Genomic DNA, 25,065 nt, shown 5'->3' on the forward strand with positions numbered 1-25,065 from the left:
ATGTTGAACCTCTCCGAATACAGAAAGAAGAATGCCGGTCTTGCCGACTTCCTGCCTTGGGCGGCGCTGATTGCTCCGGGCGTCGTCTTGAACAAGGACGGCTCATTCCAGCGCACCGCCCGTTTCCGTGGTCCCGATCTCGACAGCGCCACGCCATCCGAACTGGTTGGCACCACGGCAAGGCTCAACGGCGCGCTGCGCCGCCTCGGTTCCGGATGGGCGATCTTTGTCGAAGCGCAACGCAATCCGGCCACCGAATATCCCGCAAGCATTTTTGCCGACAGTGCATCGGCTCTACTGGACGTGGAGCGCCGAGAGCAATTCGAGGAAAGCGGCCTTCTTTACGAAAGCAGCTATTATCTCACCTTCGTCTGGTTGCCGCCGGCGCAAGAAGCTTCGCGCATGGAAGGCTGGCTTTACGAGGGCCGCGAATGCACCGGCGTCGATCCGCGCGAACTGCTGAAGAGTTTTATCGACCGCACCGACAGGCTGTTGTACCTGGTCGACGGTTTCGTGCCGGAAGTGGTGTGGCTCAATGATGCCGATACGCTGACCTATCTGCATTCCACCATATCGACCAAGCGCCACAAGGTCCGGGTTCCGGAAACGCCCATGCACCTCGACGCGCTGCTGGCCGACCAGCCGCTTGCCGGCGGGCTGGAGCCAAGATTGGGCGATTTCCATCTTCGCACCCTGACCGTGATCGGGTTCCCGACCGTAACGTTCCCCGGCATTCTCGACGATCTTAACCGGATCGCCTTTCCCTATCGCTGGTCGACGCGTGCGATCATGCTCGACAAGCTGGAGGCAACCCGGCTGGTGACGAAGATCAGGCGGCAATGGTTTGCCAAGAGAAAATCGGTTGCCGCAATCCTCAGGGAGGTGCTGACCAACGAGCAATCCGTTCTTCTGGATTCGGATGCGGCCAACAAAGCCCTTGATGCGGACGCAGCGCTTCAGGATCTCGGCTCCGATCAGGTTGGCGAAGCCTATGTGACCGCGACCGTCACGGTCTGGGACGCCGATCCGCGGATTGCCGACGAAAAGCTCCGTCTCGCGGAAAAGGTGATCCAGTCGCATGACTTCACGGCCATCGTGGAAACGGTCAACGCGATCGAGGCATGGATGGGCAGCATTCCCGGCCATGTCTATGCCAATGTCCGGCAACCGCCGATCAGCACGCTCAATCTGGCGCACATGATGCCGCTCTCGGCGGTCTGGGCCGGCCCGGAGAAAGACGAGCACCTCGACGCGCCGCCGCTGTTCTATGCCAAGACCGAAGGCGCGACGCCATTCCGGTTTTCATTGCACGTCGGGGAAGTGGGGCACACGATGGTTGTCGGCCCGACAGGTGCCGGCAAGAGCGTGTTGCTCGCCCTCATGGCCTTGCAGTTCCGGCGGTATCAGCGTTCACAGGTCTTCGCGTTCGATTTCGGCGGGTCGGTCCGCGCCGCCACGCTGGCCCTGCGCGGCGGCTGGCAGGATTTTGGCGGCTCGCTCTCCGACGACACGGCGCTTATGAATACCGTGTCGCTCCAGCCGTTCGCCGGTATCCACGACACGCCGGAACGGGCATGGGCGGCCGACTGGTTGGTGGATATTCTCAACCGCGAAGGCGTCGAGATCACCCCCGATGTCAAGGAACATCTCTGGACAGCGCTGACCTCTCTGGCGTCCGCGCCGGTCGTGGAACGGACCATCACCGGCCTGACCGTGCTGCTGCAATCGTCTGCGCTGAAACAGGCTTTGCGACCCTATTGCATCGGCGGTCCCTACGGCCGTCTTCTCGACGCGGAAATGGAATGGCTTGGCGAAGCGTCCGTGCAGGCGTTCGAGACCGAAGGGCTGATCGGAACGGGTGCTGCCCCGGCCGTTCTGTCCTACCTGTTCCACCGCATCGAGTCCCGTTTCGACGGCCGCCCGTCATTGCTCATCATTGACGAAGGCTGGCGGGCGCTGGACGACGGCGGGTTTGCCTCGAAAATCAAGGAATGGCTGAAGACGCTGCGCAAGAAGAATGTCGCCGTCGTTTTCTCCTCGCAATCGCTCGCCGACATCGAGGCGTCACCCATCGCGCCGGTCATTGTCGAAAGCTGCCCGACGCGCATCTTCCTCGCCAATGAGCGCGCCATCGAACCGCAGATCGCCACCGTCTATCGCCAGTTCGGCCTCAATGACCGGCAGATCGAAATCGTCGCCCGCGCCACGCCGAAGCGGGACTATTACTGCCAGTCCCGGCGCGGCAATCGCCTGTTCGAGCTTGGCCTTGGCCATATAGCTCTGGCGCTCTGCGCGTCGTCGGACAAGGCCGCCCATGCCCTGATCGACGCGCTCATGAAGGACGGCGCAAAGCCGTATTTCCTCGAAGCATGGCTGGAGGCCAACGCGCTTCGCTGGGCCGCCGATCTCATTCCCGACCTCACCAACGTCCTCGCCGGAACGTCCGGTGCGACCAGCTCCAACGAGGACGATCCTGCATGGGCAGACAATGCTCCCGTCACAAACGATCCATCATCCGAAGAGGAGTTTCCGTTATGAGGCATCTCGCCCGTTCTCCGCGTGCCCGTGCTCTCGTCTGCGCCGTCAGCGCGTTCGCCATCCTGTTTCCCGTCACCCTGCCGCTTGTCGTGATCCCGTTCACGCCGTCGCCGGCACTGGCGTGGAAGATCGTCTATGATCCGACGAATTATTCGCAGAACCTGCTTTCCGCCGCCCGCGCGCTGGAGCAGATCAACCATCAGGTGACGTCTCTCGCCAACGAGGCGCAGATGCTCATCAACCAGGCCAAAAACCTCACCAGCCTGCCGACCTCGCTCCTGTCGAAGATCGAAGGCAACTTTTCTCAGATGAAGTCGCTTCTGAACGAGGCGGACCAACTCGCCTACAACGTCCAGAACATTGAGACGCAGTTCAACGCCACCTATCGCGATTTTGCGACCAGTGACCGCACCGCCGCGCAACTGGTCTCTTCGGCGCAGCAGCGCTGGCAGCAATCGGTCTCGGCCTTCGAGCATTCGCTGAAGGCCGGAGCCGTCGCGGTCGGCAATATCGAGGGGACGCAACAACAGACCAGCGAGCTTGTCACCGCCAGCCAGTCTTCCGTCGGCGTGCTTCAGGCGACGCAGGCCGGCAACCAGCTTCTTGCGGTGCAGGCCAAGCAGATTTCCGACCTGACCGCCATGCTGGCGGCGCAGGGCCGTGCCAGCGCGCTCGAGCAATCCCGGCAGGCCGCAGCAGAGGAGCAGGCCCGCGAGCAGTTTTCCCGCTTCATGACGGGGACTGCCTACAGTTCGTCCAGCGTCCGCATGTTCCACGATTGAGGAGTAGGGACGTCATGGACACGAAGATCGCCGCCCGGATGATCGCCGTCTTCGCCGTTGGTGCAGGGCTGACCGCCGCCATCGCCGCCCTGCGAAACGATGAAGACCGGCCTGATGCGCAAGCCCCCCGCATCGCGCGCCCGGGCGGCGACCCTTCCTCTGTACCCGCCACAAGGCGAGAGCTTGTCCGTTGCCGCGACCTTGGCACGGCGGCGCTCGAAGACGTTGCCTGCCGCAAGGCATGGGCGGAAAACCGCCGCCGCTTCTTCCGGATCGACAAGCCGGCGCCACCGAAGCCGCAACAGCCCCCGCCGGAAACGGCTGGTAACGGGGACGACGCAATCAACAAGGAGACGGGCCGTGAATAATGTCGGCGTGATCGACCGTTTCCTCGAAACCTTCACCAGCTATATCGATTCAGGTTTCGGCCTGTTATCCGGTGAAGTGGCCTTCCTGACCTCGACGCTGATCGTCATCGACATCGTGCTTGCCGGTCTGTTCTGGGCGTGGGGCGCCGATGAGGACATTATCCAGCGGCTCGTGAAGAAGACCCTCTATATCGGCTTCTTCTCCTTCATCATCGGCAATTTCAACAATCTCGCCAAGATCGTTTTCGAGAGCTTTTCCGGGCTTGGCCTGAAGGCCGGCGGCTCCAGCCTGTCGGCATCCGAACTCCTTCAGCCTGGCCGGGTGGCACAGGTCGGGCTCGATGCCGGCGAGCCGATCCTGACCGCCGTGGGCGAACTGACCGGATACATCTCCTTCTTCGAAAACTTTATCCAGATCTTCGTGCTGCTTGTGGCATGGGTTGTGGTGCTGATCGCCTTCTTCATCCTGGCCATCCAGATTTTTGTCACCCTGATCGAGTTCAAGCTGACGACGCTTGCCGGTTTCGTACTGATCCCGTTCGCGCTTTTCAACAAGACGTCCTTCCTCGCCGAAAAGGTGCTCGGCAATATCGTCGCCTCCGGTGTGAAGATATTGGTTCTGGCCGTCATTGTTGGCATCGGCTCCGGCCTGTTCAGCGAGTTCACCGCCGGTTTCTCCGAACAGCCCACCATCAGCGAAGCCCTGTCGCTGGTTCTCGGTGCGCTCGCGCTGATGGGCCTGTCGATCTTCGGCACGGGCATTGCCACCGGCCTTGTCTCCGGTGCACCGCAGCTTGGCGCGGGTGCGGCGGTCGGGACCGGCCTTGCCGCCGCCGGTATCGGTGCTGCCGGCTTCATGGCTGCAAAGGCCGGTCTGGGTGTGGCAGGCGGTGCAATCTCCGGCGGCGCACGCGGTGGCGCTGCCCTGGCCGGTGGTGCAAGAACTGCCTACGGGTTGGGTGACGCTTCGGTCGGTACGACTGGAACGGGCGGTGGTGCTGCCGGTTTTGCCGGTGTCGCCAAGGCCGGTGCTGGCCTTGTCATGAACAAGGGAAGTGACGTGGCGAGCCGCGCCGGGGAATCCATGCGCTCCAGCTACCGTTCCGGTCAGGCTGCCGCATGGAAGGCGACGGGCGGAAAGAACGAGGTCAGTCCCGGCGGCGTTGGTGGTGGTGGTGCAGCCGCCAACGACGCGGACTATGCCGGATCGCAATCGTCCCAGGCCGTATCCGGCTCCGACATTTCTCCGCAATCCGCGCCCGATTGGGCGCAGCGGATGAAGCGCAACAGCACCATGCACCACGGCGTCAGTACCGCAGCCCACACGGTTCGTTCCGGCGATCACGGCGGCGGCTCCATGTCCGTCTCTCTCAATCAGGATGACAAATGATGACACTCTTCAAGCGTCCTTCCGTGCGCTATGCCCGCACGCCAGAACCCGAAACGCCTTATCAGCGTGCCGGGCAGGCATGGGATGATCGGATCGGCTCGGCCCGCGTGCAGGCGCGCAACTGGCGGCTCATGGCCTTTGGTTCTCTCTTCCTTGCCGGTGGTTTCGCATCCGCCCTTGTCTGGCAATCGACACGCGGCACGGTGGTTCCGTGGGTGGTGCAGATCGACAAATTCGGCGAGGCGCAAGCTACTGCGCCCGCCGTGGCCGACTACAAGCCGACTGACCCGCAGATCGCATGGCATCTGGCCCGCTTCATCGAGCAGGTTCGCTCCATTCCCGTTGATGCGGTGATCGTCCGGCAGAACTGGCTTCGCGCCTACGAGTTCACCACGGATCGCGGCGCGATCGCGCTCAATGATTACGCCCGCTCGAATGACCCGTTCACGAAAGTCGGCAAGACGCAGATCGCGGCGGAGATTTCCAGCGTCATCCGCGCCTCTCCGGACAGTTTTCGCATCGCATGGGTGGAACGCTCCTACGAGAACGGTCAGCTTTCCGGCACCGAACGCTGGACGGCCATCCTGACCGTCGTGATCCAGCAGGTGCGCACCGCCGAAAAACTCCGGGCCAATCCGCTCGGCGTCTATGTCAACGCAATCAACTGGTCGAAGGAAATGGGGCAATGAAGACGAATGGATCACGCATGAAGTCGAGCCGCGCGTCGGCAATGGTTCTGGCTTTGGTATCGGCAACCGCGCTTGCCGGTTGCGCGAAAAAGTACATTCCGCCGGAAATCAACTATGACGATGCGGCCCCGGCTATACGGACAACCGATCCGGTCGCGCCGGTGAAGGTGGTCGAGGTTCCCAAAACCCTGCCGTTGCCCGGCCAGTTGAAGCCGGTGGATGGCGGCAAGAAAACCGCTGAAGCGACCGACCCGAAGGCCCGGATCAGCGCCGCCAATGAGGCCGCCAGAATGCAGCCGGTTCGCGACGGCTTTATTAACGCCGTGCAGGTCTATCCGTTCTCGGCGGGTGCTCTCTATCAGGTCTATGCCGCTCCCGGTCAGGTGACGGATGTTGCGCTTCAGCCCGGAGAAACCCTTGTCGGTTCCGGCCCGGTCGCGGCCGGCGACACCGTGCGCTGGATCATCGGCGATACCGAAAGCGGTTCGGGTGCCACCAAGCAGGTCCATATCCTCGTGAAGCCGACGCGGCCGGATCTTCAGACCAACCTTGTCATCAACACCAACCTGCGCACCTATCACCTGGAACTGCGCTCGACGGAGAAGACCTATATGGCGTCCGTCTCGTGGCAATATCCCGCCGACCAGCTCATTGCCCTGCGCCGCCAGAATGCGAAGGCAGCGGAAACACAGGCCGTCGCGTCCGGCGTCGACATATCGAAGATCAACTTCCGCTATCGTATCGAGGGCGATGCAGCACCGTGGCGGCCGCTGCGCGCGTTCGATGATGGCGCAAAAGTCTATATCGAGTTTCCGTCCGGCATCGGACAGGGGGAAATGCCGCCGCTCTTCGTCATCGGCGGATCGGGCAGTTCCGAACTGGTCAACTACCGCGCCCGCCAGAACTATTATGTCGTGGATCGGCTCTTTGCCGCCGCGGAACTCCGGCTTGGCGACAAGGACACGCAGAAGCGCGTTCGTATCGTCCGCACCGATGGCCGGCCGGCGGCGAAACGCACGGCGCTGTTTTCCTCTGGGGGCGACCGATGAGCGGACAGGCACCATCACCGCAAACGGACATTGCCGCGCAATTGCGCCTGCGGCCCGAACCGCCGCGTGTCACGCGGCTTTCGCGGAAAATCCTGATCGGAGCCGGCGGCGTTGCGGGCATCGCCATTGCTGGCGCTCTGCTTTGGGCGCTCGACACGAGCCGTCGCAGCAGCCAGCCCGCGACGGAACTCTACAAAGTGGACAGCAAGACTCCGGCCGATGGGCTGGCCGGTCTGCCGAAGGACTATACCAACATCCCCAAACTTGGTCCGGCACTTCCCGGCGACCTCGGTCGTCCGATCCTGCGGGCGCAGGAACAGGGCAAGCCGGTTGCAGCACCAGCAATCCAGATGCCGCGTGTCGATCCGGACGAACAGCGCCGGCTTGCCGAGATCGAGGCGGCGCGACTGGCAAAACTCTTCACCGATAGCCGGGGAGAGAGGACGGCCGACAATCAGCAGGTCGCATCCGTGGCCGGAACGAACGCTGACGCGGCCAACGGCCTCAATCTTCCGGCCGAAACCCCGCCGCTCGATTCCGGTTCGGCGCAGAACATGCAGGATCGCAAACTTGCCTTCGTCAACGCCGAAGCCGATCGCCGCACCGTCAGCGCCGACCGGGTGCAGGAGAAGGCGTCGCCCTACATCGTGCAGGCAGGAACCGTGATTGCCGCCGCGCTGATGACCGGCATCAAGTCCGATCTTCCCGGCCAGATCACCGCGCAGGTCACGGAACACGTCTATGACAGTCCGACCGGGAGGCATCTGCTCATCCCGCAAGGCTCCCGCCTGATCGGCCAGTATGACAGCCAGGTCGCGTTTGGCCAGAGCCGCGTGCTTCTGGTGTGGAACCGGCTCATCATGCCGGACGGCACATCCATCGTGCTCGAACGCCTTCAGGGTGCCGATCCCCAAGGCTTCTCCGGTCTTGAGGATGGCGTCGATCATCATTGGGGGCAACTGTTCAAGGCGGCCGCGCTCTCGACGCTGCTTGGCATCGGAACCGAGATCGGTTCCAGCAATGACGAGAACGAGATTGCCAAGGCGATCCGCGAGAGTGCGCAGGACACCGCTGCGGATGTCGGGCAGCAGATTGTGCGCCGCCAGCTCAATATTCAGCCGACGCTTACCATCCGGCCGGGGTTCCCGGTGCGCGTAATTGTTCAGCGGGATTTACTCATGCAGGTATACGGCGCGGCGAAGGAGCCAACATGACAAAGCTGAAGCTCTCCATCATTCATGACGGCCAGTAAAAATCACCGTGGAGCTTCCGGCAGAGGTGTTCAAGGACTTGCAGACATACTGCCAGATTTTAGCCCGCAACGCCAGTGGCACCGCCATACCACCCGATCCGACCAAGCTCATTGTTCCGATGCTTTAGCGGTTTATGGCCGCCGACAATGGTTTTCGGAAGGCCAGGTTACAGAGCGGTAGCTTGGCTTGACCTCTCACTCATCCATTAGGATCGAAAAGAAGTTACTAGCTAAAATCACCTTGATCATTTCGTCGGTCATAGTAGCTTTCGACGTCCGGATTTCGGCTGCTCTGGCGCTGAGGATTTCTCGTTGGAATCTGAGTTTGTTACTTTATGTGCGCCTGAAGAGCTTAAATAAAAGTTCTATCGAGATTGATGGGTTAAGTGATAAAAGGAACGTGGCTTACAGCTACAGTGCGGAACAATATCGTAACTGTGGTTCTGTAATTCAGCGAGAGGGGGACGGAAATTTTCAATCTACTTATGTTTAACGCCGATTGGACTTCAGGGAGAGTTACTGTTCCTGTCGGTCGGATGTTCGAATATACGGAAGCGCATATTGTCGAACAGTTCAGGCTGAACAACGCCCCGCTCATCGACAGGCTTACGGCTCTGCCCTGCGTTTTCTGTGAGGAGGGTACTGAAGATGAAGCCGCATATGTTGGGCAGATCAATCGAGCCCGGATCGTTGGAGGTGAAGTCTCACTCGAAATCAGTTTCGACGCCGATGTTCCAAGTCTGACTAACTCATTGCTTTATAATAATCGAGCTGAACTCGATATGCCCAGGGATTTCGAATTCTCCCGTAACCACTGGGCGGTAAAAGAGGTCGATTTATATCGATTTTTGCTTAGGCAGGTACGGCCCCGGCGTCAGCGGCCAACCGTTTTTTCATTAGCTGAGCATGAAAATTTAGACCCACACCTTGCGTCAGCTATGATGCCCTTCGATGCTGGGTTCACCCCCGTTTTCGATGCAATCCGAGGCGCAGCTGAAGGAGTGGGCCTTCGCTGCCGACGAGCAGACGATATCTGGGAAAATGCGTCAATCATCCAAGATGTCGTTTCCCTAATTGACCGCTCTCGCATCGTAATCTGCGATTGCTCAGGACGTAATCCGAATGTCTTTTACGAAGCGGGGATTGCACATACCTTGGGTCGAGAGGTTATTCTGATCGCACAGAGCGACCACGATATCCCGTTCGATCTTCGTCATCTCCGATATGTTCGCTATCTCAACAATGAACAAGGTCGAGCCGAGTTGTCAGCTACTCTACGAGCGCGGATACAAACAATAATCGGCCATTAAACGGCATGTGTGGGGCGCAAGATGCATATAGCGGGTGGATTGTATCATGAACTATGCGAAACGCCGAAGTGGCATGCCCAGTTTGGTTCGGGCGGCCGCGCAGCGGCGGCGGTCAGTTCTCTTTCGCCTGGGAGCACTCTCCACACTTATGTCCGAGACGATAACTGCCCCGCATTGGACAAGCTTTCCTCACTTGGAGTGAGGGTATCTTGCAGCCATTCTAACATCGCTATCGCCTTCGCGTATTTTCATCCATTGTCTCAACCGCACATCGAGCCATCACCTGGGTCCATTCCCCGGCAGCCTCCTATCCACGTTTCCGGGAACGCAGTACTGAGGTTCGGTTTCCTTGAAGGATCCGCCATTGTGCAAGCCGAGCAGGCGATTTACGATCCCCAGACAGCTTATCGTCCGGAGCCGTTTGGGGAAAATGGCTCAACGGCAAAGCGACTAGCATTGGTAATGAACGAGCTAGAACTCTGCCGCTACATGGGGTGTGCTGACTTGACGACTGCTGTCGCGAATGCCGCGGCCGATAGCGATCAGGAAACTCTTATCGTGGTCAAGAGAGGCGTGAGGGGGGTGACCGTTTATGAGCGTAATGCCGCGCCAGTCGACATACCCGCATATTACTCCACGCGTGTCTTCAAAATCGGAACCGGAGATGTTTTCAGCGCGGTATTTGCGCACCATTGGGGAGAAGCCGGCATGTCAGCAGTTGCTGCAGCGGACCTAGCCTCCCGCTCAGTGTCAGCATACTGTGAGACAATGAGCCTTCCGGTAAAGCCTCACCTGCTCGATAGCCGAGAGCCATTAACAGGAAAGGCGCCGAGCCAAGTTGTCCTGTATGGCTCACCATCTACGATCGGGAGGCGGTACACGCTAGAAGAAGCTCGTTTTCGGCTGAAAGAACTGGGCATAAAAGTTTTCGCCCCCCAACTCGATGATAGCCCTGGGCATCGAATCGTCGAAAATGCCTCACTGGTCATTGTCGCGGACGGCCTAAAATCGTCAGATATTTGCCGATTATGTGCAACCCAAGCGTATTCCACTATAATTATATTAGACGAAGAACGACGGCTTGATATTAAGTCGCTCACTGATTTTGGCGCTACAATTACATCTGACTTTGCATCTGCTTTATACCACGCTTCCTGGCCGCCCCATCACCTTGTAAACGGAATAGTTGCAACAACGCACAATTTGTGAGACTTCTGGTTCACTACTCTGGGGGGAGTTATCGCTCATGTCGGACGTTTACATTGTCTATTCGCGTGAAGACGTCCAGCAAGCTGAGAAATTAGTGAATATTCTTTCCACCCGGTGGGATGTCTGGTGGGACGACAAGATCGTCGGCGACTTTTCGACTGTCATCGAGCGTGAGATTCAAAACACAAAATGCGTTGTTCCGCTTTGGTCTCCCGCGGCAAAGGACAACAGCAATGTCAAGGATGAACTTCGTCTTGCAGAACAATATTCGATTCCGATCATTCCAGCGAAGATAATCCCTACGAACGCGCCATATGGGTTCAATGGATACAGCGCGGTCGATCTTCTGAGCTGGAACGGAGAAGCAGATCATTCAGGCGTCCAGCACCTGCGGCGCAAAATCTCAAGCGTCGTCCCCCCAAGAGCGGCGCCGACTCGTCCGTCCGCCATCGCAGCGGGTAAGGTCACCCTCCCAACCCTGTTTCTTTCCGTGTCGTCACACGAGACACAACTCGTCCCCATCGAGGCTCTTCAAGCGCTTCGTGTCTTTGGAGCACCAACGATCCTAGTCTCGGCCTACGACTTGTTCCCGTCTCGGCGTCCCCGAGGTGTTCAGCAGGAGCTTAAACGTCTCCGGGCACAAGGCGGATTTGTCCTTGTTGATTCAGGCAATTATGAAGCGACCCGACGCGACGACGACAGCTGGAAGCCTGAGGATTTTGCGTTAGCGTTGGAGGGAATACCACACGACTGGGCCTATTGCTTCGACGAGATGAAGCCTTCAAGGGACAAGAAGCGAGCCGTTCGTCAAGTCATCGCTGCGGTCGAACGAGACAGAAAATTCACAAAAGCACCAGTCCTGCCAATTATTCATGCTCCCGCCATGCCGTCGAAGGGATATGACCTTAGCACCTTCCCTGACGTGGTGCGAGAAGTGGCCGACCAACTCCAACCCCCGATGATTGCGGTGGCAGAGCGTGAGTTAGGCCGAGGCTTGATCCAGCGCGCCCAGACCATGAGACGTATTCGGAACGAGCTGGATCGATTGTCATTCTATCAACCGATACATCTTTTAGGCACAGGAAACCCCTGGAGTATTGCTGTTCTAACAGCAGCCGGAGCGGACAGCTTCGATGGCTTAGAATGGTGCCGCTTTGCCGTCGATAGACAACAACATCGATTAAATCACTATCAGCATTTTGATTTTTTCGCATACCAGGCACAGATGGCGGCCTCGCCAATTACTGTTTCAGCGCTCTCTGATGACAACATCGATTATGCAGGAAAAGTTGCATTCCATAACTTGGATTACTATCGAGATCTTACTAGTGACTTGCAAACGGCTGCGTTGACAAACCGCTTGGAAGCGTTTGCAGTTGGCCTGCTGGGACAATCCAATTCTAAACAACTTAGGGATCAAATGCCGGAATTATTCAGATGAGAACCGATGCTGATCGGCTACAATACGCCGTTGCCGCGATATGCCCTGACATTGAGGCTAGAGCTAAGCGCACTGATATGGCTCTCAGTGAACGGAATTTGTGGTGGGAGCTCTCGTGCTGCCTACTTAGTAGTCAGGTGCCGTATGGGCTTGCCGTAGCTACCGCTGATGCCTTGGATGAACGGCAGCTTCTCCTGAACACGTCGGTGTCCCAAGCCGAACTAGCAGATGAGATATTCGGAATCCTTCGCCAGCCTGTCTTGGTAAACGGCTCCCTCCGTAGCTATCGCTTTCCTGGATCGAAATCGGTCCAGTTGGCCTCCGCGCGTGCGTCTGTTTCCCAGAAATGTGGTGACCTCTGCTCTCTGATGAACGCGTTCGGAAACGCTGCATCCGCTCGCGCTTGGCTTGTGTCGAACGTTTCAGGAATCGGGCCAAAGCAAGCGAGTATGTTCCTAAGAAACGCTGGGATCAGCTACGATCTTGCAGTCTTGGATCGCCATGTACTCAATTACATGACAGTGATTGGGCTTTATAATGGCGCTGAACGAGCCATTCCGAAGCTTTCACAGTATCACAGACACGAAAATTCACTGATCTCGCATGCTAACGGGCTCGGATTCGCAGTCGGGCTGCTGGATTGGGCAATCTGGATAGTCATGCGCGTTGCAGGTTCTCGAGACACGGAGCGCGCGTCAGCATGAGCATTGTCACTCTCGTTTCCGGTGGCCTCGATTCCACGCTCGTCGCCTACCTCGCAAAAGAGGAAGGAATCCAGCAATACCCTCTTTTCATCGACTACGGGCAACGATCTCGGGATAGGGAATTCGCGGCGTGCAAATTGGCAATGGGCAAGTTGCAGCTACCAGATTTGGAAGTAGCCGAGCTGTCGGGCTATGGGCGCCTTATCAAATCTGGTTTGACCGATGCGAAACAACGCGTGCTGGAGGATGCCTTTACGCCCGGCCGCAATCTGCTGTTTCTGCTTGTGGCATCGGCCTACGCGTTCCAGCGTGATGCTGATGCTATCTCGATCGGGCTGCTCCATGAAGAGACTAGCCTGTTTCCCGATCAGACCACGGCATTCTTGCAGCAGGCCGAGGCGATGATCGCACGCAGCATGGGGCGAGAGATAAAGGTCCTTGCGCCGCTCTCTTCTTTCCACAAGCAGGAAGTCATAGAGCTCGCCGCCCTAAAGGGGATTGAGGGCACGTATTCATGCCATCTTGGCGATGAGGTTCCTTGCGGAGCGTGCATCGCATGTAATGAATTCAAGGCTGAGGGGGTCTAACATGGGCGGTGGAAGCAGCGGCAGCTGGAGCAGATTAGGGGACATACGATCGCTGGAGGAGAAGGCCAAAGCTGCTCTCCAGGGCGGCAAACGCAACGTCTTTATTAGCTTTGCAACGGAGGACATGAACGAAGTTAATCTACTACGTGCGCATGCGAAGAACGAGAACAGCGATATAGAGTTTAACGATCACTCTGTTCGCGAGCCGTATGACAGCGAACGTGCCGAATACATCAAACAAAAGATCAGCGAGCGAATATCGAGATCTTCGGTTTGCGTTGTCTACATCTCCGACAATACCGCGCAAAGCCGATGGGTGACGTGGGAAGTCGAGACCAGCCTCGCTCTCGGAAAAAAAGTGGTTGCAGTTCATCCAAAAGGCGGGGCGCCCCGACAGAACCCGTCTTGGGTCGCGAAGTATGGCGTAAAAGTTGTTCAATGGAATAAACTAGCCGAAGAGTTGAAATAGCCGCGACGCGATCATGTACTGGAGATCCAACGATATGGAGCCTGAAAAATTTCCTGCATTGTACCGTTCCGCAGATGGATCGTCCGCAGACGCTCAGAGCACCTATCTCTGGCTTATCCGGTTACAATATTTTTTTCTCACCGTCGCTGCCACGATATCCATGTGGTTCGGAAATTCGCCTGACCTATACATCCTGTATGCATTAGTTTTGGCGGCATCGACAGGGCTGCTGCTCTATATGGCGGTCCAAAAGCCCGAAAAAGAATGGTATGGTTGCCGTGCGCTGGCGGAGTCGATCAAGACATCGACCTGGCGCTACATGATGCGTGCAGAACCCTTCGAGGATGCCCCTAAACTCTCAGCGGTGGCCGAAAAATTTTCGGATTTTCTGAAGGCGATCCTAGACGCCAACAGCCACGTGCGCGACTCGATTAGCCGCAGGCCCGTAACCGGCGATCAGATTACCACCGAAATGGACACCGTGCGTGCTCTCCCCCTGGCAGACCGTGTTCAAAAGTATCTTACAGATCGGATCACGGACCAACGTGAATGGTATGTTGCTAAAGTTAGGTGGAACAGGGGACGTTTTCGTCTTTGGATCGCCATCTCCGTGATTGTGCAGGGTATCGCAATAGCGTTAGCTCTCGTTCGGATTCGCCATGATCCAGCGTGGATGATATGGCCAACCGAACCATTACTTGTCATGGCCTCTTCCGCGATAGGTTGGATTCAACTGAAGAAGTTCAACGAGCTTGCTTCGGCCTATAGCCTTACAGCTCACGAAATTGGCATCCTGCAAACCCGACTTGTAACGATCGACTCTGAAGAGAAATTTTCAGCCTTCGTGAATGAGGCCGAACGCGCGTTTTCACGCGAACATACCCAGTGGGTAGCGCGGCAGATCGAGAACGTGCCTTGATTCAATCTTGTAATCAAAGCTTAAGTCACCTGATAAAGAAAAACGGCGCGAGCTGGCTACTTAATGCGATGATGCTACTAACTGTCACCATTTTCGGGTCGGAGGTAAGTAGCTAACTCGGATGGCGTCCGCTCTACTAATCGCAGGAATCGGGTGTTGCGAGCCCCCGCAACCAATTCCCCAGAACATAAAACAGATATTATCCCAGCCGCGAAGACTTCATCTTCAATGGCGATCGTAGCGCGTCGTCCTGCCCAACATAATCTGAAGGGTAAGGAGGATAAGTAAGCGAGTGAGTATCGATTACCCGACCAACGGGGCAATGCCTGACCCCGCAACCAACAATACTAACAAACCCGTAGCACTAGCCGCGGGTTTTGTTGTTTTTATAGCCCTTCCAATGGTTTGACGCTCCACCCAGTTGAGGATCGTGCCCAGTTCGCCGTGAAGCCTCGCGTAAATCTCGCCCCGTTTTGCGCCGGGCCACAACACGATCTTCTCGTGCAGGCCGCGCAATGTCTCCGCCGCTTCCTTGCAACGGAGTCAGATCAAAATCATTTTGTCGTCCTACCTACCGCCAGACCCCAGATGTCATTATCCCGTAAACCGATGGAATACTCTACGCCATGAGTTATGGATAGTTGACGAACAAAACATGAACAAGTATCCTTGCGTTCATGGTGAAAAAGAGCCTTCAGGATAAACTTGCCATCTTATCGGATGCGGCAAAATACGATGCATCTTGTGCGTCAAGCGGTGGTGAGAGACGCGATGCAAGGAGGGGTGGTGTCGGATCGTCGGGAGGGGTAGGGATTTGCCATGCGTACACGCCGGATGGGCGCTGTATCAGCCTGCTGAAAATTCTTATGACCAATTTCTGCATCTTCGACTGTGCCTATTGCATAAACCGGGTCAGCTCCAACGTGGAACGGGCGCGGTTCTCAGTCGAGGAAGTTGTCTCGCTCACGCTGGAGTTTTATCGGCGCAATTACATTGAGGGCCTGTTCTTGTCTTCGGGCATCATCAAGTCATCCGACCAGACCATGTCTGATATGGTGCGCATCGCGCGGACACTGAGGGAGGATCATGGCTTCCACGGCTATATCCATCTCAAGACGATTCCCGATGCCAGTCCGGAGTTGATCCGGGAAGCCGGGGTTTGGGCTGATCGGCTATCGATTAATGTCGAATTGCCGGAGGACGCAAGTGTGCGCAAATTCGCGCCGGAAAAACGTCCTGAAACCATCCGCGGTGCGATGGCACAGGTACGTCTCGAAGGTGAGGCAGCAAAAGATAAGACCCATACCGGGCGCAAGCCGCGTCGGTTTGCACCGGCCGGGCAAAGCACGCAGATGATCATCGGCGCGGATGGGGCAGACGATGTGACCATTCTTAAAATGTCAACACGGCTTTACAGTGGTTACAAGCTGCGTCGGGTTTATTATTCGGCGTTCTCCCCGATCCCGGATGCCTCGGCGGCTCTACCTCTGATCCAGCCTCCGCTTCTGCGTGAACACCGCCTATATCAGGCAGATTGGCTTTTGCGCTTTTATGGTTTTACCGCCGAGGAAATCGCCACCGGCACGACGGCAGGGCATCTCGATCTGGAACTTGACCCAAAACTTGCCTGGGCCATGCAGCATCGTGGCCTGTTTCCTTTGGATGTAAACCGTGCAAGTCGTGAATTGCTGTTGCGTGTTCCGGGTTTTGGCACACGGACTGTGGATCGCATAATCGTTGCCCGCCGGAATTGCGGTTTAAGATACGAGGATTTGTTGCGGATAGGGGCCAACATGAACAAGGCACGCCCCTTTATCCTAGCACCTGGATGGTCGCCGGGGCGGCTCATCGATAACGTTGATTTACGCGCACGATTTGCACCTCCCGCTGAGCAACTGCGGTTATTATGATCTATTCCGTTAAACTACCCGACCGCGGCACCTTCGATGCATGGCGGGAGATGGCGCGCATCGCGATATCACATGGTATTGAGCCAAATGATATCGATTGGAGCGGAGCGGGCGGATTGTTTGAGGAAATGCCGCTCCCCAACGCACCTGGTGAACATCGTATAAGTGTTACGCGGGGGTTTTTGAAACTTGCGCAGTCAGTCATATGGCATTCGAATCCGGAACGGTTCAGACTGCTCTATCAGGCGTTATGGCGGCTTGACTGCAACGCGGGAGACCCTTTGAGCCAGGCTGACCCGCTTGGGCGGCAATTGCATCTCATGGCAAAATCGGTTGGCCGCGATATCCACAAGATGCATGCTTTCGTACGGTTTCGCGAATTACCTGAGACTGGGTTGCGTCGTCGCTTTGCAGCCTGGTTTGAGCCGGAGCATAATATAGTCGAGCCGGGTAGTTTCTTTTTCGCAAAGCGTTTCGCGGATATGGACTGGGTGATCGCCACGCCAAGGCTTACAGCTCGATTTGAGGCTGGCAGACTTAGTTACCATCCAGGCAGTACACGTCCAGACTTATCGGAAGATGCCACCGAAACGCTTTGGGGCACCTATTTCGCCAACATCTTCAATCCAGCACGGGTAAAGCTGAATGCGATGCGCTCTGAAATGCCGAAGAAGTATTGGAAGAACCTGCCCGAAACGCGCCTGATTCCGGATATGTTACGAGATGCCGAGGCGCGGGTAGAGCGAATGCGCGTGGCTGCAGAAACGTCACCGGCGGCTGGCGCAGTGGCGATTTCGACCCGTTATCGCGCTGCAATGCCGCAAGCGCCAGAATTCCCTCAGACAATGATCGAAGCGCGAGCGGCTTCCGGACATTGTCGTCGATGTGGATTATGCGAGGCCTCAACCCAGACTGTTTGGGGTGAGGGCGCGGAAGACGCTAAGCTCATGGTTGTAGGAGAACAGCCGGGTGATCGTGAGGATCTTGAAGGTCGGCCTTTCGTAGGTCCGGCAGGTCACCTCTTGCGTGAAACCATGGTTGCTGCAGGAGTGGAAGTCGAGCAGACATGGCTGACCAATGCAGTTAAGCACTTCAAGTTCGCGCCGCGCGGCAAGCGTCGCCTGCATCAAAATCCCGACCGGAACGAAATTATGCATTGTCGCTGGTGGCTGGGGCTCGAATTGGCTTTCATTCGTCCACGAATGGTGATGGCGCTCGGAGCGTCTGCGGCTTTCGCGCTAACAAATAATGACGCTCCACTGACGTCCCGGCGAGGGAAAGTGGAAACTGGCTTACACGGTGGACCGGTAATGGTTTCCTGGCATCCTTCCTATATTTTGCGACTATCTGACCAAGTCATGAGCGAACGGACGAGACGTGAATTGATCACAGATATTACTCACGCAGCGCGGATTGCGGTGGCCGATTGATCCGTGAATGTTTTTGCATCACTCCATAAGATCGCCCTGAATCCCAATCATGTTTGGGGTCAGAAGAGATCAATAAAAGGAAGCCGCCGACGCGTTCGGTGTGTTAGCTCACTTATAGCAGTGGCCATTGCTGCTCCAATGTCGGCACTTGCCGTAATTCCCTGAACGAAAGGTTGGTCGTGCATCAGATATGGCAGCGCGCCGAACGCAATCTTGCCACATGCAATGTCCGGTGCCAGCAGAGTGTAGTCGTCTGCCACGTCCGGAATATCCTCTCCAACCGAAACAAGTTGCCGACGCAGTGACGGAAATGGCAGGTCCTTCGTCTTGAGTGGCTTCTGGCCACGAGCGTCGATGAACACGTCGAATGTCCGCATTTGTGAGCCAATGGCGATGACGGTATGATCCTCCCTTACGTCCATGTCGTAATCGTGCCCAAGTTCGAGGACATCTATTAGGCTGGCCTTGCGCAGCGCCAGTAGTCTGCGGATCGATTCCGAAGGGATTGCGGCATAGTTGTCGACGAAGACCTTGCAGAGTCCTGTATCAAAACGCTCGCGGTCCTCTTCATTGAGATGCGGGACGATCTCCTGCACGACCTCGTGCAGACGGAGGATTGTATAGCGCCAGGGTACGGTATGCTTCTCTTGCTTGTTGAGCTCGACTTCTTTGAGATTGTATTCTGCCCAGCGGAACGCATCATGGTTTTGCCGGTCAGCAAAGTAGGCGTCTGCGAAGCTGTCAGCGTCAAGCTTTGAAAGCGAAACACGCTCGCTCCAGGCTGGATCGGCGTCCTCGATTTCGCGCGCGACCAGGGCAAATATCCTGTCAAGCAAACCATTGACACCCCGCTCGATCTCTCTGTTGATCGCGTGATCTGTGGCGATCTGCAAGGGCTCATACGGGATCGGGCAATAAAAATCCGCTTCTGGCAGGATGCCAGAACGGGACATAAGCGTTATCACCAGACCTTTACTGTCCGGGTCAAGGTCGAAGCGCAGGTTGTCGTTATCCTCCTCAATGAAGCTTCCATGTTGGGCAACGACCGCCATTGCTGCGTCGATGGCGCTAAGTGATGTTCCCATAATACCCACTTTACACGCAGGTATCCTAGCTTCGATCAGTCCAGACCAAGGGCTGGGAAAATAACTGCGCGTTGCCTTTTCATCATCGGGCCAGACGTGGCCGGTGGCGATGACGACGAGATCGAAGAGTTTCGAAACCAGCTGGCCTGCAGACCAGAGCTTTACACCATTGGTGGTGGCTTCGATATCCGTGACCTCGCTGGATTCGTGCACTTCGACTGCAAATCCTGTTCGACGCGCTGCCTCGACAAGAGCCAGAAACTGATCCCGGAAATATTCGCCCAGCAGTATGCGAGGCAGGAATTGTCGATCATGAAGACCTTCCTTGTCGACCAGGTATCGAGCGAGACGCGTCTCATCCTGCTCGCGCAGCCAGTCCAGATAGGTCGATGTAATCGGCGGTATCTCGATGCTGGCGATGTTGGCAAGCATCATCCGGCTGTTGTCATCGTCATTATAAGGCATGCCTACGCCAGCTTCGTCTTCCTTCTCGTAGATCGAGATGGACATTGGCTCTGCGAATTTGAGCAGCGAAAAGAAAGTATAGATCCCGGTCGGACCGGTGCCGACGATAGCAATGTTCTTCATGGGCGATTACCAATTGCTCCACATTCCAATACGCGCAGTAAACGGCCCGGCTGGGCCGGGCCACTTGTGTTTGCACTTCGAACATATCTTCACATCAATTGTATGCTGCGAGATCAGAGCTTGACGGTATCTTCACGCGCCCATAAGCGGAGCTTACGGCAAGACGCGACGAAATCGGTGGCCGCCCTTGCATTCTCGAGTGGGATCAGCCCTTCGTCCATTTCGGGCTCGATACCGGCCTGGGCGAGCAGCGGCATTGCGCCTGCGGTAAAGCCAATGAACTTGCAGTGGGCAAAAGCGTCTGCAACAAAGTCTCTTGCAGTGGACTCGCCGATGAGCCGGTTGGCCGCTTCTTTAGATAACACAAGCGCTACAGCATCAAACAATACGGATGGACCACCGTCAATCATATGGTCGGCCTCCATCCAATCGCCGCTGGATGCTTCGAAACCTCCGACCGTCGGCGCAACCAGTTCTACCATCCCGCCTTCCTTCTCCGCGGCGTGCCGCATATCCTTGAGCACCTGCGCATCCGTGCCATCGGCGATAAGCACGCCGATCTTTCTGCCCTTGAAGCTGCCGGGTCCGTTCTCGATAATGCTGAGCGCGGGAGACGGAGCAAGATCGTCGCGCACGGGCACCATCGCATCCGCAGCCTTCGGCATCTTGCGGATGCCGAGCTTGCCGGCAACCGTTTCCGCAAGGTTGGCATCGATATTCAGCAGATGAGATACAACACGCTCGTGGATCACAGGTGTTTCCACCTTCGATAGTTCGAAGGTCAGCGCCATCGCAATATGCTTCTGTTCCACCGCGGTCTGGCTCAGATAGAACTGACGCGCCTGGCTGTAATGGTCGGCGAAGCTCTCCGGTCTAAGGCGAACTTTCTGTCCGTCTTCCTGCGCTGCAAAGGACCGGAATCCGCGCCTGGGGTCGGGCCTCGGTCCTTCGCCCCAGGAATTAGGCTGGTAATTTGCTCGTCCGACAGGGTTGCGCATCGCCATATGGCCGTCCTGCTGGAGATGGTGGAACGGGCACTTCGGCGCATTGATCGGGATATGTGTGAAATTGGGGCTACCCAATCTTTTCAACTGCGTGTCGAGATAGGAGAAGTTGCGACCCTGAAGCAGCGGGTCATTGGAGAAATCGATGCCAGGGGGGGACGTTCTGCGTCATGAACGCAACCTGTTCGGTTTCGGCGAAGAAATGTCCGGCATCCGATCCAGCACCAGCCGTCCGACCGGGACAGGCTTGATGACTTCTTCCGGGATCAGCTTCGTCGGGTCGAGCACATCGAAATCGAAACTGTCGGCGAAGTCCTGATCGAAGAGCTGCACGCACAGTTCCCATTCCGGAAAGTCGCCAGCTTGTATTGCAGTCCACAGATCGCGGCGATGAAAGTCTGGATCCGCACCGTTGATTTTGACCGCCTCGTTCCAGACAACCGATTGGAGACCAAGCTTTGGCTTCCAGATGAATTTGACGAAAGTCGACTCGTCCCTGGCACTCACGAAGCGGAACGTATGAACGCCAAACCCTTCCATGAAGCGGAAGGAGCGCGGTATGGCGCGATCCGACATGACCCACATGATCATATGCATGGACTCTGGCGTCAAACTGATGAAGTCCCAGAAATTATCATGGGCTGACTGGGCCTGCGGAAAAGCCCGGTCAGGCTCCTCCTTGACGGCATGGACCATATCGGGAAACCGGATGGCGTCCTGGATGAAGAACACGGGAATGTTGTTGCCGACAATATCCCAGTTGCCTTCCTCGGTGTATATCTTGACGGCGAAGCCGCGCACATCCCGGGCAAGGTCGAACGAACCCTTCGATCCGGCGACCGTGGAAAAACGGACGAAGACTGGCGTCTTCTCGCCAACCCGTTGGAAAATGTCTGCGCGCGTATATTCGCTGAGAGACTTTGTCGTCTCGAAATAGCCATGCGCGCCGTAGCCCCGCGCATGAACCACGCGTTCGGGAATACGCTCATGGTCGAAGTGAAAGATTTTTTCCCGGAAATGAAAATCCTCAATCAGCGTAGGACCAGGCGCACCGACCTTGAGCGTATTGAGGTCATCCGAAACCGGCCCGCCTTGGGCAGTGGTCATGACCGGCGTCTTGTCCTCGGCGAGTTGATGAAGATCTCCGCTTGGGCCGGCTTCGAGCTTTTGGTCATGAATTTTGAGTGATTTTTGCACATTTGCGGCTTTGTCGGTGGCTGACATAGCTGGCTCCCGTCCGTTATGTGATCTCTATACAAATTGGCAAGGGTGCCGAGTGGCACCCTTGCTTCATCATTAGGCCGCTTTAGCGCGTTGGTTGGCCGAAGCATCCGCAAGTTTCTTCAGATCGCTGTCCGTTTTGGACTCTTCCTGAAGCGTCTGATCGAGAAGCTTCGCTGCATCGCTCAGGCCAAGTTCTTGTGCCCACCGCTTCAAAGTTCCATATCGGGTGATTTCGTAGTGCTCGACCGCTTGCGCGGATGAGATCAGGCCAGCGTCGAGCGCCGCAGTATCCCTGAACTCCTCCATGATCTCCTCGCCTTCGGCGATGATCCCTTCGATGGCGTCGCAGGTTTTGCCTCTCGCTGCCTTGCCCATGATCTCGAACACCTGGACAAGTCGTTCGACATGGCCTTCCGTCTCTTCGCGATGCTTCTCGAAAGCAGCCTTCAGATCTTCCGACTGCGCCGCACGTTTCATCTTCGGCAAAGCCTTCAGAATTTTGCGCTCAGCGTAATAGATGTCCTTGAGAGTGTCGTGGAAGAGGTCTTCAAGGGTCTTTTCCTTTGCCATGGTACTTCTCCTCTCATGAATTGTCGGATCGATATTTGTAGCCCGAAGACCGCTAAGTTCGCGGAAAAATGTGAGAATTGGCCAGTGTTCCGGTTCAAAGCGGGCATCTCTACCCGTCTTTTAACGCAATGTGATAGTTTAAGTTCCGTGGCTAGGCCTGTCCGTCGTGGAATGATTTGAGACTTTTTGTGCTCTTGAAGATTGGAGTTTCCGGCTTGTTTTGCGGGTTGATTTAAGCTGCTTTGGCCTGGTGGTTTAAGCGGCGTTTTCTGATGGTGTCTCGTTTGATCCTTTCGCGTTCGATTAGGATGGTCTGTCCACGTCGGAAGTCAACGTCAGCCGGGGTGAGATTGTCGAGGCTCTCGTGGTATCTGCGATGATTGTAGTGATCGACGAAGGCTGCGATCTGGGCTTCGAGGTCCTGCTTGAAGAAGTAGTTTTCGAGCAGGATGCGGTTCTTGAGCGTCTGGTGCCAGCGTTCGATCTTGCCCTGCGTTTGCGGATGACCGGGAGCGCCATGGCCTTGGCTGATTTTGTATTTGTCCAGCCAGTCACCAAGGTCGGAAGCGACGTAACACGAAGCGTTGTCCGACAGCAGGCGGGGACGGTGTTCGACCTTGACCTTATCGCAGCCTGAAGTTGCCAGTGCCAGGTCGAGTGTATCGGTGACATCCTCGACTTTCATGCTGGTGCACAGTTTCCAGGCGATGATGTAACGGGAATAGTCATCAAGGATGGTCGACAAATAAAACCAGCCGCAACCGACAACTTTCAGATAGGTGAAGTCGGTCTGCCACATTTCATTCGGCCGCGTGGTCTTGTCCTTGAACTCATCATTGGCCTTGATGACAATAGAGGCTGGTGACGTGATCAGGTCGTGGACCTTGAGCAGACGATAGACCGAAGCCTCTGATACAAAATAACTTTCCGTATCGGTGAACTTCACCGCCCGCTCTCGTGGTGACAGGTCGGCATGATCGAGCGCCAGTGCGATGATACGATCCCGGATGTCATCAGGAATGCGGTTCCACACCCGCGAAGGTGCGGACGTCTGGTCTTCCAGCCCCTCGAAACCGTGGCTCTGGAAAACGATCATCCCTGTCCGACATCAACGCTTTTGAGACCAAACGGGTTAATTGAGCAGAGAGGACTTTCGGCTCATCATAGCTCAATTAAAGGAAGCAAAGATGAGACAGAAACCCGTTCCGCAAACGTCTACCGCTGAGAAGACGATGAAGGATATACGGCGCGCGACGCGCAAGCATTATTCTGCAGAGGATAAAATCCGTATTGTGTTGGAAGGCCTGCGTGGCGAGGACAGCATTGCCGGGATTTGTCGCCGTGAGGGGATCGCCGAGAGCCTGTATTATAGCTGGCCGAAGGAGTTTCTCGAAGCTGGCAAGAAACTCCTTGCTGGCAATACGGCCCGCTCGGCGACCAGTGACGAGGTTCGGTCACTGGGTCGTGAAAGCCGTGACCTGAAAGAGGCATTGGCCGACGTCATACTGGAAAACCGCCTGCTCAAAAAAGCATGATCGGGGATGGGGGCGACGACGAATGAGATATCCCGCCACCGAAAAGCTTGGGATCATCCGGCTTGTGGAGCAGTCGCATTTGTCAGCTAGGCCCCTCCTCGACAAGCTGGGCATTCCAAGACCGACCTTCTATCGATGGTATGATCGTTTCCAGACCCACGGTTTCGAGGGGCTGGAAGACCAGACGTCCGCACCTTCGCGGGTGTGGAACCGCATTCCTGATGACATCCGGGATCGTATCATCGCACTGGCGCTCGATCATGCCGACCTGTCACCACGAGAGCGGGCGGTGAAGTTCACCGATACGGAAAGTTATTTTGTATCAGAGGCTTCGGTCTATCGTCTGCTCAAGGTCCACGACCTGATCACGTCACCAGCCTCTATTGTCATCAAGGCCAATGATGAGTTCAAGGACAAGACCACGCGGTCGAATAAAATGTGGCAGACCGACTTCACCTATCTGAAAGTTGTCGGTTGCGGCTGGTTTTATTTGTCGACCATCCTTGATGACTATTCCCGCTACATCATCGCCTGGAAACTGTGCACCAGCATGAAAGTCGAGGATGTCACCGATACACTCGACCTGGCACTGGCAACTTCAGGCTGCGATAAGGTCAAGGTCGAACACCGTCCCCGCCTGCTGTCGGACAACGCTTCGTGTTACGTCGCTTCCGACCTTGGTGACTGGCTGGACAAATACAAAATCAGCCAAGGCCATGGCGCTCCCGGTCATCCGCAAACGCAGGGCAAGATCGAACGCTGGCACCAGACGCTCAAGAACCGCATCCTGCTCGAAAACTACTTCTTCAAGCAGGACCTCGAAGCCCAGATCGCAGCCTTCGTCGATCACTACAATCATCGCAGATACCACGAGAGCCTCGACAATCTCACCCCGGCTGACGTTGACTTCCGACGTGGACAGACCATCCTAATCGAACGCGAAAGGATCAAACGAGACACCATCAAAAAACCCCGCTTAAACCACCAGGCCAAAGCAGCTTAAATCAACCCG

At 56.5% G+C, this 25,065-nt stretch carries 20 protein-coding genes and 2 pseudogenes; 17 read left to right on the plus strand and 5 right to left on the minus strand.

Annotated features, from left to right (window positions below; translation table 11 throughout):
• From trbE to H5024_RS21040, 16 genes are all read left to right on the plus strand, one after another.
• A complete protein-coding gene (gene trbE, locus H5024_RS20965; protein ID WP_187549084.1) occupies positions 1–2,538 on the plus strand; it encodes a conjugal transfer protein TrbE in 2,538 nt (845 codons plus the stop codon).
• On the plus strand, positions 2,535–3,320 hold the full coding sequence (trbJ, locus tag H5024_RS20970) for a P-type conjugative transfer protein TrbJ (RefSeq protein ID WP_187549085.1): 786 nt from the start codon (positions 2,535–2,537) through the stop codon (positions 3,318–3,320). The genes trbE and trbJ overlap by 4 nt, the downstream gene beginning before the upstream one ends.
• A gap of 14 nt (positions 3,321–3,334) precedes the next feature.
• A complete protein-coding gene (trbK-alt, locus tag H5024_RS20975; protein ID WP_187549086.1) occupies positions 3,335–3,688 on the plus strand; it encodes a putative entry exclusion protein TrbK-alt in 354 nt (117 codons plus the stop codon).
• On the plus strand, positions 3,681–5,078 hold the full coding sequence (gene trbL, locus H5024_RS20980) for a P-type conjugative transfer protein TrbL (RefSeq protein WP_187549087.1): 1,398 nt from the start codon (positions 3,681–3,683) through the stop codon (positions 5,076–5,078). The genes trbK-alt and trbL overlap by 8 nt, the downstream gene beginning before the upstream one ends.
• The gene (trbF, locus tag H5024_RS20985) at positions 5,078–5,767 is read left to right on the plus strand and encodes a conjugal transfer protein TrbF (RefSeq protein ID WP_187549149.1); all 690 of its coding nucleotides are present in this window, start codon (positions 5,078–5,080) and stop codon (positions 5,765–5,767) included. The genes trbL and trbF overlap by 1 nt, the downstream gene beginning before the upstream one ends.
• A 17-nt stretch (positions 5,768–5,784) precedes the next feature.
• Positions 5,785–6,816, plus strand: coding sequence for a P-type conjugative transfer protein TrbG (gene trbG / locus H5024_RS20990; protein ID WP_247875418.1), 1,032 nt, complete (start codon positions 5,785–5,787; stop codon positions 6,814–6,816).
• Positions 6,813–8,030 (plus strand): TrbI/VirB10 family protein, encoded by a 1,218-nt coding sequence (locus tag H5024_RS20995; RefSeq protein ID WP_187549089.1) that lies wholly within the window; start codon positions 6,813–6,815, stop codon positions 8,028–8,030. Before trbG ends, H5024_RS20995 begins: the two co-directional genes overlap by 4 nt.
• A 64-nt stretch (positions 8,031–8,094) precedes the next feature.
• Positions 8,095–8,196, plus strand: coding sequence for a hypothetical protein (locus H5024_RS21665; protein ID WP_328505114.1), 102 nt, complete (start codon positions 8,095–8,097; stop codon positions 8,194–8,196).
• Between the two features lie 408 nt (positions 8,197–8,604).
• Positions 8,605–9,378: a hypothetical protein gene (locus tag H5024_RS21465; RefSeq protein ID WP_247875419.1), complete on the plus strand. Its 774-nt coding sequence runs from the start codon at positions 8,605–8,607 to the stop codon at positions 9,376–9,378.
• A 1,246-nt stretch (positions 9,379–10,624) separates the two neighbouring features.
• The gene (locus H5024_RS21010) at positions 10,625–12,028 is read left to right on the plus strand and encodes a toll/interleukin-1 receptor domain-containing protein (protein WP_187549090.1); all 1,404 of its coding nucleotides are present in this window, start codon (positions 10,625–10,627) and stop codon (positions 12,026–12,028) included.
• A gap of 449 nt (positions 12,029–12,477) precedes the next feature.
• The gene (locus tag H5024_RS21470) at positions 12,478–12,732 is read left to right on the plus strand and encodes a hypothetical protein (protein WP_247875420.1); all 255 of its coding nucleotides are present in this window, start codon (positions 12,478–12,480) and stop codon (positions 12,730–12,732) included.
• Entirely contained in the window at positions 12,729–13,319 is a 591-nt protein-coding gene (locus H5024_RS21020) for a 7-cyano-7-deazaguanine synthase (RefSeq protein ID WP_187549092.1), read from the plus strand. Before H5024_RS21470 ends, H5024_RS21020 begins: the two co-directional genes overlap by 4 nt.
• 1 nt (position 13,320) lies before the next feature.
• The gene (locus H5024_RS21025; RefSeq protein ID WP_187549093.1) at positions 13,321–13,788 is read left to right on the plus strand and encodes a TIR domain-containing protein; all 468 of its coding nucleotides are present in this window, start codon (positions 13,321–13,323) and stop codon (positions 13,786–13,788) included.
• A 34-nt stretch (positions 13,789–13,822) separates the two neighbouring features.
• A complete protein-coding gene (locus tag H5024_RS21030; RefSeq protein ID WP_187549094.1) occupies positions 13,823–14,707 on the plus strand; it encodes a DUF4231 domain-containing protein in 885 nt (294 codons plus the stop codon).
• Between the two features lie 680 nt (positions 14,708–15,387).
• Positions 15,388–16,617: a putative DNA modification/repair radical SAM protein gene (locus H5024_RS21035; RefSeq protein WP_348770732.1), complete on the plus strand. Its 1,230-nt coding sequence runs from the start codon at positions 15,388–15,390 to the stop codon at positions 16,615–16,617.
• On the plus strand, positions 16,614–18,047 hold the full coding sequence (locus tag H5024_RS21040; protein ID WP_187549096.1) for a UdgX family uracil-DNA binding protein: 1,434 nt from the start codon (positions 16,614–16,616) through the stop codon (positions 18,045–18,047). The genes H5024_RS21035 and H5024_RS21040 overlap by 4 nt, the downstream gene beginning before the upstream one ends.
• Before the next feature lie 59 nt (positions 18,048–18,106).
• Here the strand turns inward: H5024_RS21040 and H5024_RS21045 are convergent, their stop codons facing one another.
• The 5 genes and pseudogenes from H5024_RS21045 to H5024_RS21060 form a co-directional block, all read right to left on the minus strand.
• Complete coding sequence (locus tag H5024_RS21045; protein WP_187549097.1) at positions 18,107–19,720, minus strand: FAD-NAD(P)-binding protein; 1,614 nt, start codon at positions 19,718–19,720, stop codon at positions 18,107–18,109.
• Positions 19,721–19,833: 113 nt separating this feature from the next.
• On the minus strand, positions 19,834–20,385 hold the full coding sequence (locus H5024_RS21585) for a hypothetical protein (protein ID WP_348770733.1): 552 nt from the start codon (positions 20,383–20,385) through the stop codon (positions 19,834–19,836).
• Between the two features lie 24 nt (positions 20,386–20,409).
• Positions 20,410–21,948 (minus strand): annotated as a pseudogene (locus H5024_RS21480) (catalase); the annotation flags it as partial.
• Between the two features lie 72 nt (positions 21,949–22,020).
• Positions 22,021–22,518 (minus strand): ferritin-like domain-containing protein, encoded by a 498-nt coding sequence (locus tag H5024_RS21055; RefSeq protein ID WP_187549098.1) that lies wholly within the window; start codon positions 22,516–22,518, stop codon positions 22,021–22,023.
• A gap of 232 nt (positions 22,519–22,750) precedes the next feature.
• Positions 22,751–23,605 (minus strand): annotated as a pseudogene (locus H5024_RS21060) (IS3 family transposase); the annotation flags it as partial.
• Between the two features lie 100 nt (positions 23,606–23,705).
• Here H5024_RS21060 and H5024_RS21065 point away from each other — a divergent pair.
• Positions 23,706–25,056 (plus strand): IS3 family transposase gene (locus H5024_RS21065; RefSeq protein ID WP_187549099.1). Its coding sequence is split into 2 segments (ribosomal slippage): positions 23,706–24,043 and positions 24,042–25,056, totalling 1,353 coding nucleotides; the frame shifts between segments, so codons are not numbered across the junction.
• The last annotated feature ends 9 nt before the right edge of the window (positions 25,057–25,065 follow it).

The organism is Ochrobactrum sp. Marseille-Q0166, assembly GCF_014397025.1.
Classification (GTDB): domain Bacteria; phylum Pseudomonadota; class Alphaproteobacteria; order Rhizobiales; family Rhizobiaceae; genus Brucella.

What these genes read in the sequence shown, in the direction of transcription:
- trbE (WP_187549084.1), top strand. Translation starts at nt 1, where the DNA reads ATGTTGAACCTCTCCGAATACAGAAAGAAGAATGCCGGTCTTGCCGAC.
- trbJ (WP_187549085.1), top strand. Translation starts at nt 2,535, where the DNA reads ATGAGGCATCTCGCCCGTTCTCCGCGTGCCCGTGCTCTCGTCTGCGCC.
- trbK-alt (WP_187549086.1), top strand. Translation starts at nt 3,335, where the DNA reads ATGGACACGAAGATCGCCGCCCGGATGATCGCCGTCTTCGCCGTTGGT.
- trbF (WP_187549149.1), top strand. Translation starts at nt 5,078, where the DNA reads ATGACACTCTTCAAGCGTCCTTCCGTGCGCTATGCCCGCACGCCAGAA.
- trbG (WP_247875418.1), top strand. Translation starts at nt 5,785, where the DNA reads ATGAAGTCGAGCCGCGCGTCGGCAATGGTTCTGGCTTTGGTATCGGCA.
- H5024_RS20995 (WP_187549089.1), top strand. Translation starts at nt 6,813, where the DNA reads ATGAGCGGACAGGCACCATCACCGCAAACGGACATTGCCGCGCAATTG.
- H5024_RS21465 (WP_247875419.1), top strand. Translation starts at nt 8,605, where the DNA reads ATGTTCGAATATACGGAAGCGCATATTGTCGAACAGTTCAGGCTGAAC.
- H5024_RS21010 (WP_187549090.1), top strand. Translation starts at nt 10,625, where the DNA reads ATGTCGGACGTTTACATTGTCTATTCGCGTGAAGACGTCCAGCAAGCT.
- H5024_RS21470 (WP_247875420.1), top strand. Translation starts at nt 12,478, where the DNA reads ATGTTCCTAAGAAACGCTGGGATCAGCTACGATCTTGCAGTCTTGGAT.
- H5024_RS21020 (WP_187549092.1), top strand. Translation starts at nt 12,729, where the DNA reads ATGAGCATTGTCACTCTCGTTTCCGGTGGCCTCGATTCCACGCTCGTC.
- H5024_RS21025 (WP_187549093.1), top strand. Translation starts at nt 13,321, where the DNA reads ATGGGCGGTGGAAGCAGCGGCAGCTGGAGCAGATTAGGGGACATACGA.
- H5024_RS21030 (WP_187549094.1), top strand. Translation starts at nt 13,823, where the DNA reads ATGGAGCCTGAAAAATTTCCTGCATTGTACCGTTCCGCAGATGGATCG.
- H5024_RS21040 (WP_187549096.1), top strand. Translation starts at nt 16,614, where the DNA reads ATGATCTATTCCGTTAAACTACCCGACCGCGGCACCTTCGATGCATGG.
- H5024_RS21045 (WP_187549097.1), bottom strand. Translation starts at nt 19,720, where the DNA reads ATGAAGAACATTGCTATCGTCGGCACCGGTCCGACCGGGATCTATACT.
- H5024_RS21585 (WP_348770733.1), bottom strand. Translation starts at nt 20,385, where the DNA reads ATGCCGAAGGCTGCGGATGCGATGGTGCCCGTGCGCGACGATCTTGCT.
- H5024_RS21055 (WP_187549098.1), bottom strand. Translation starts at nt 22,518, where the DNA reads ATGGCAAAGGAAAAGACCCTTGAAGACCTCTTCCACGACACTCTCAAG.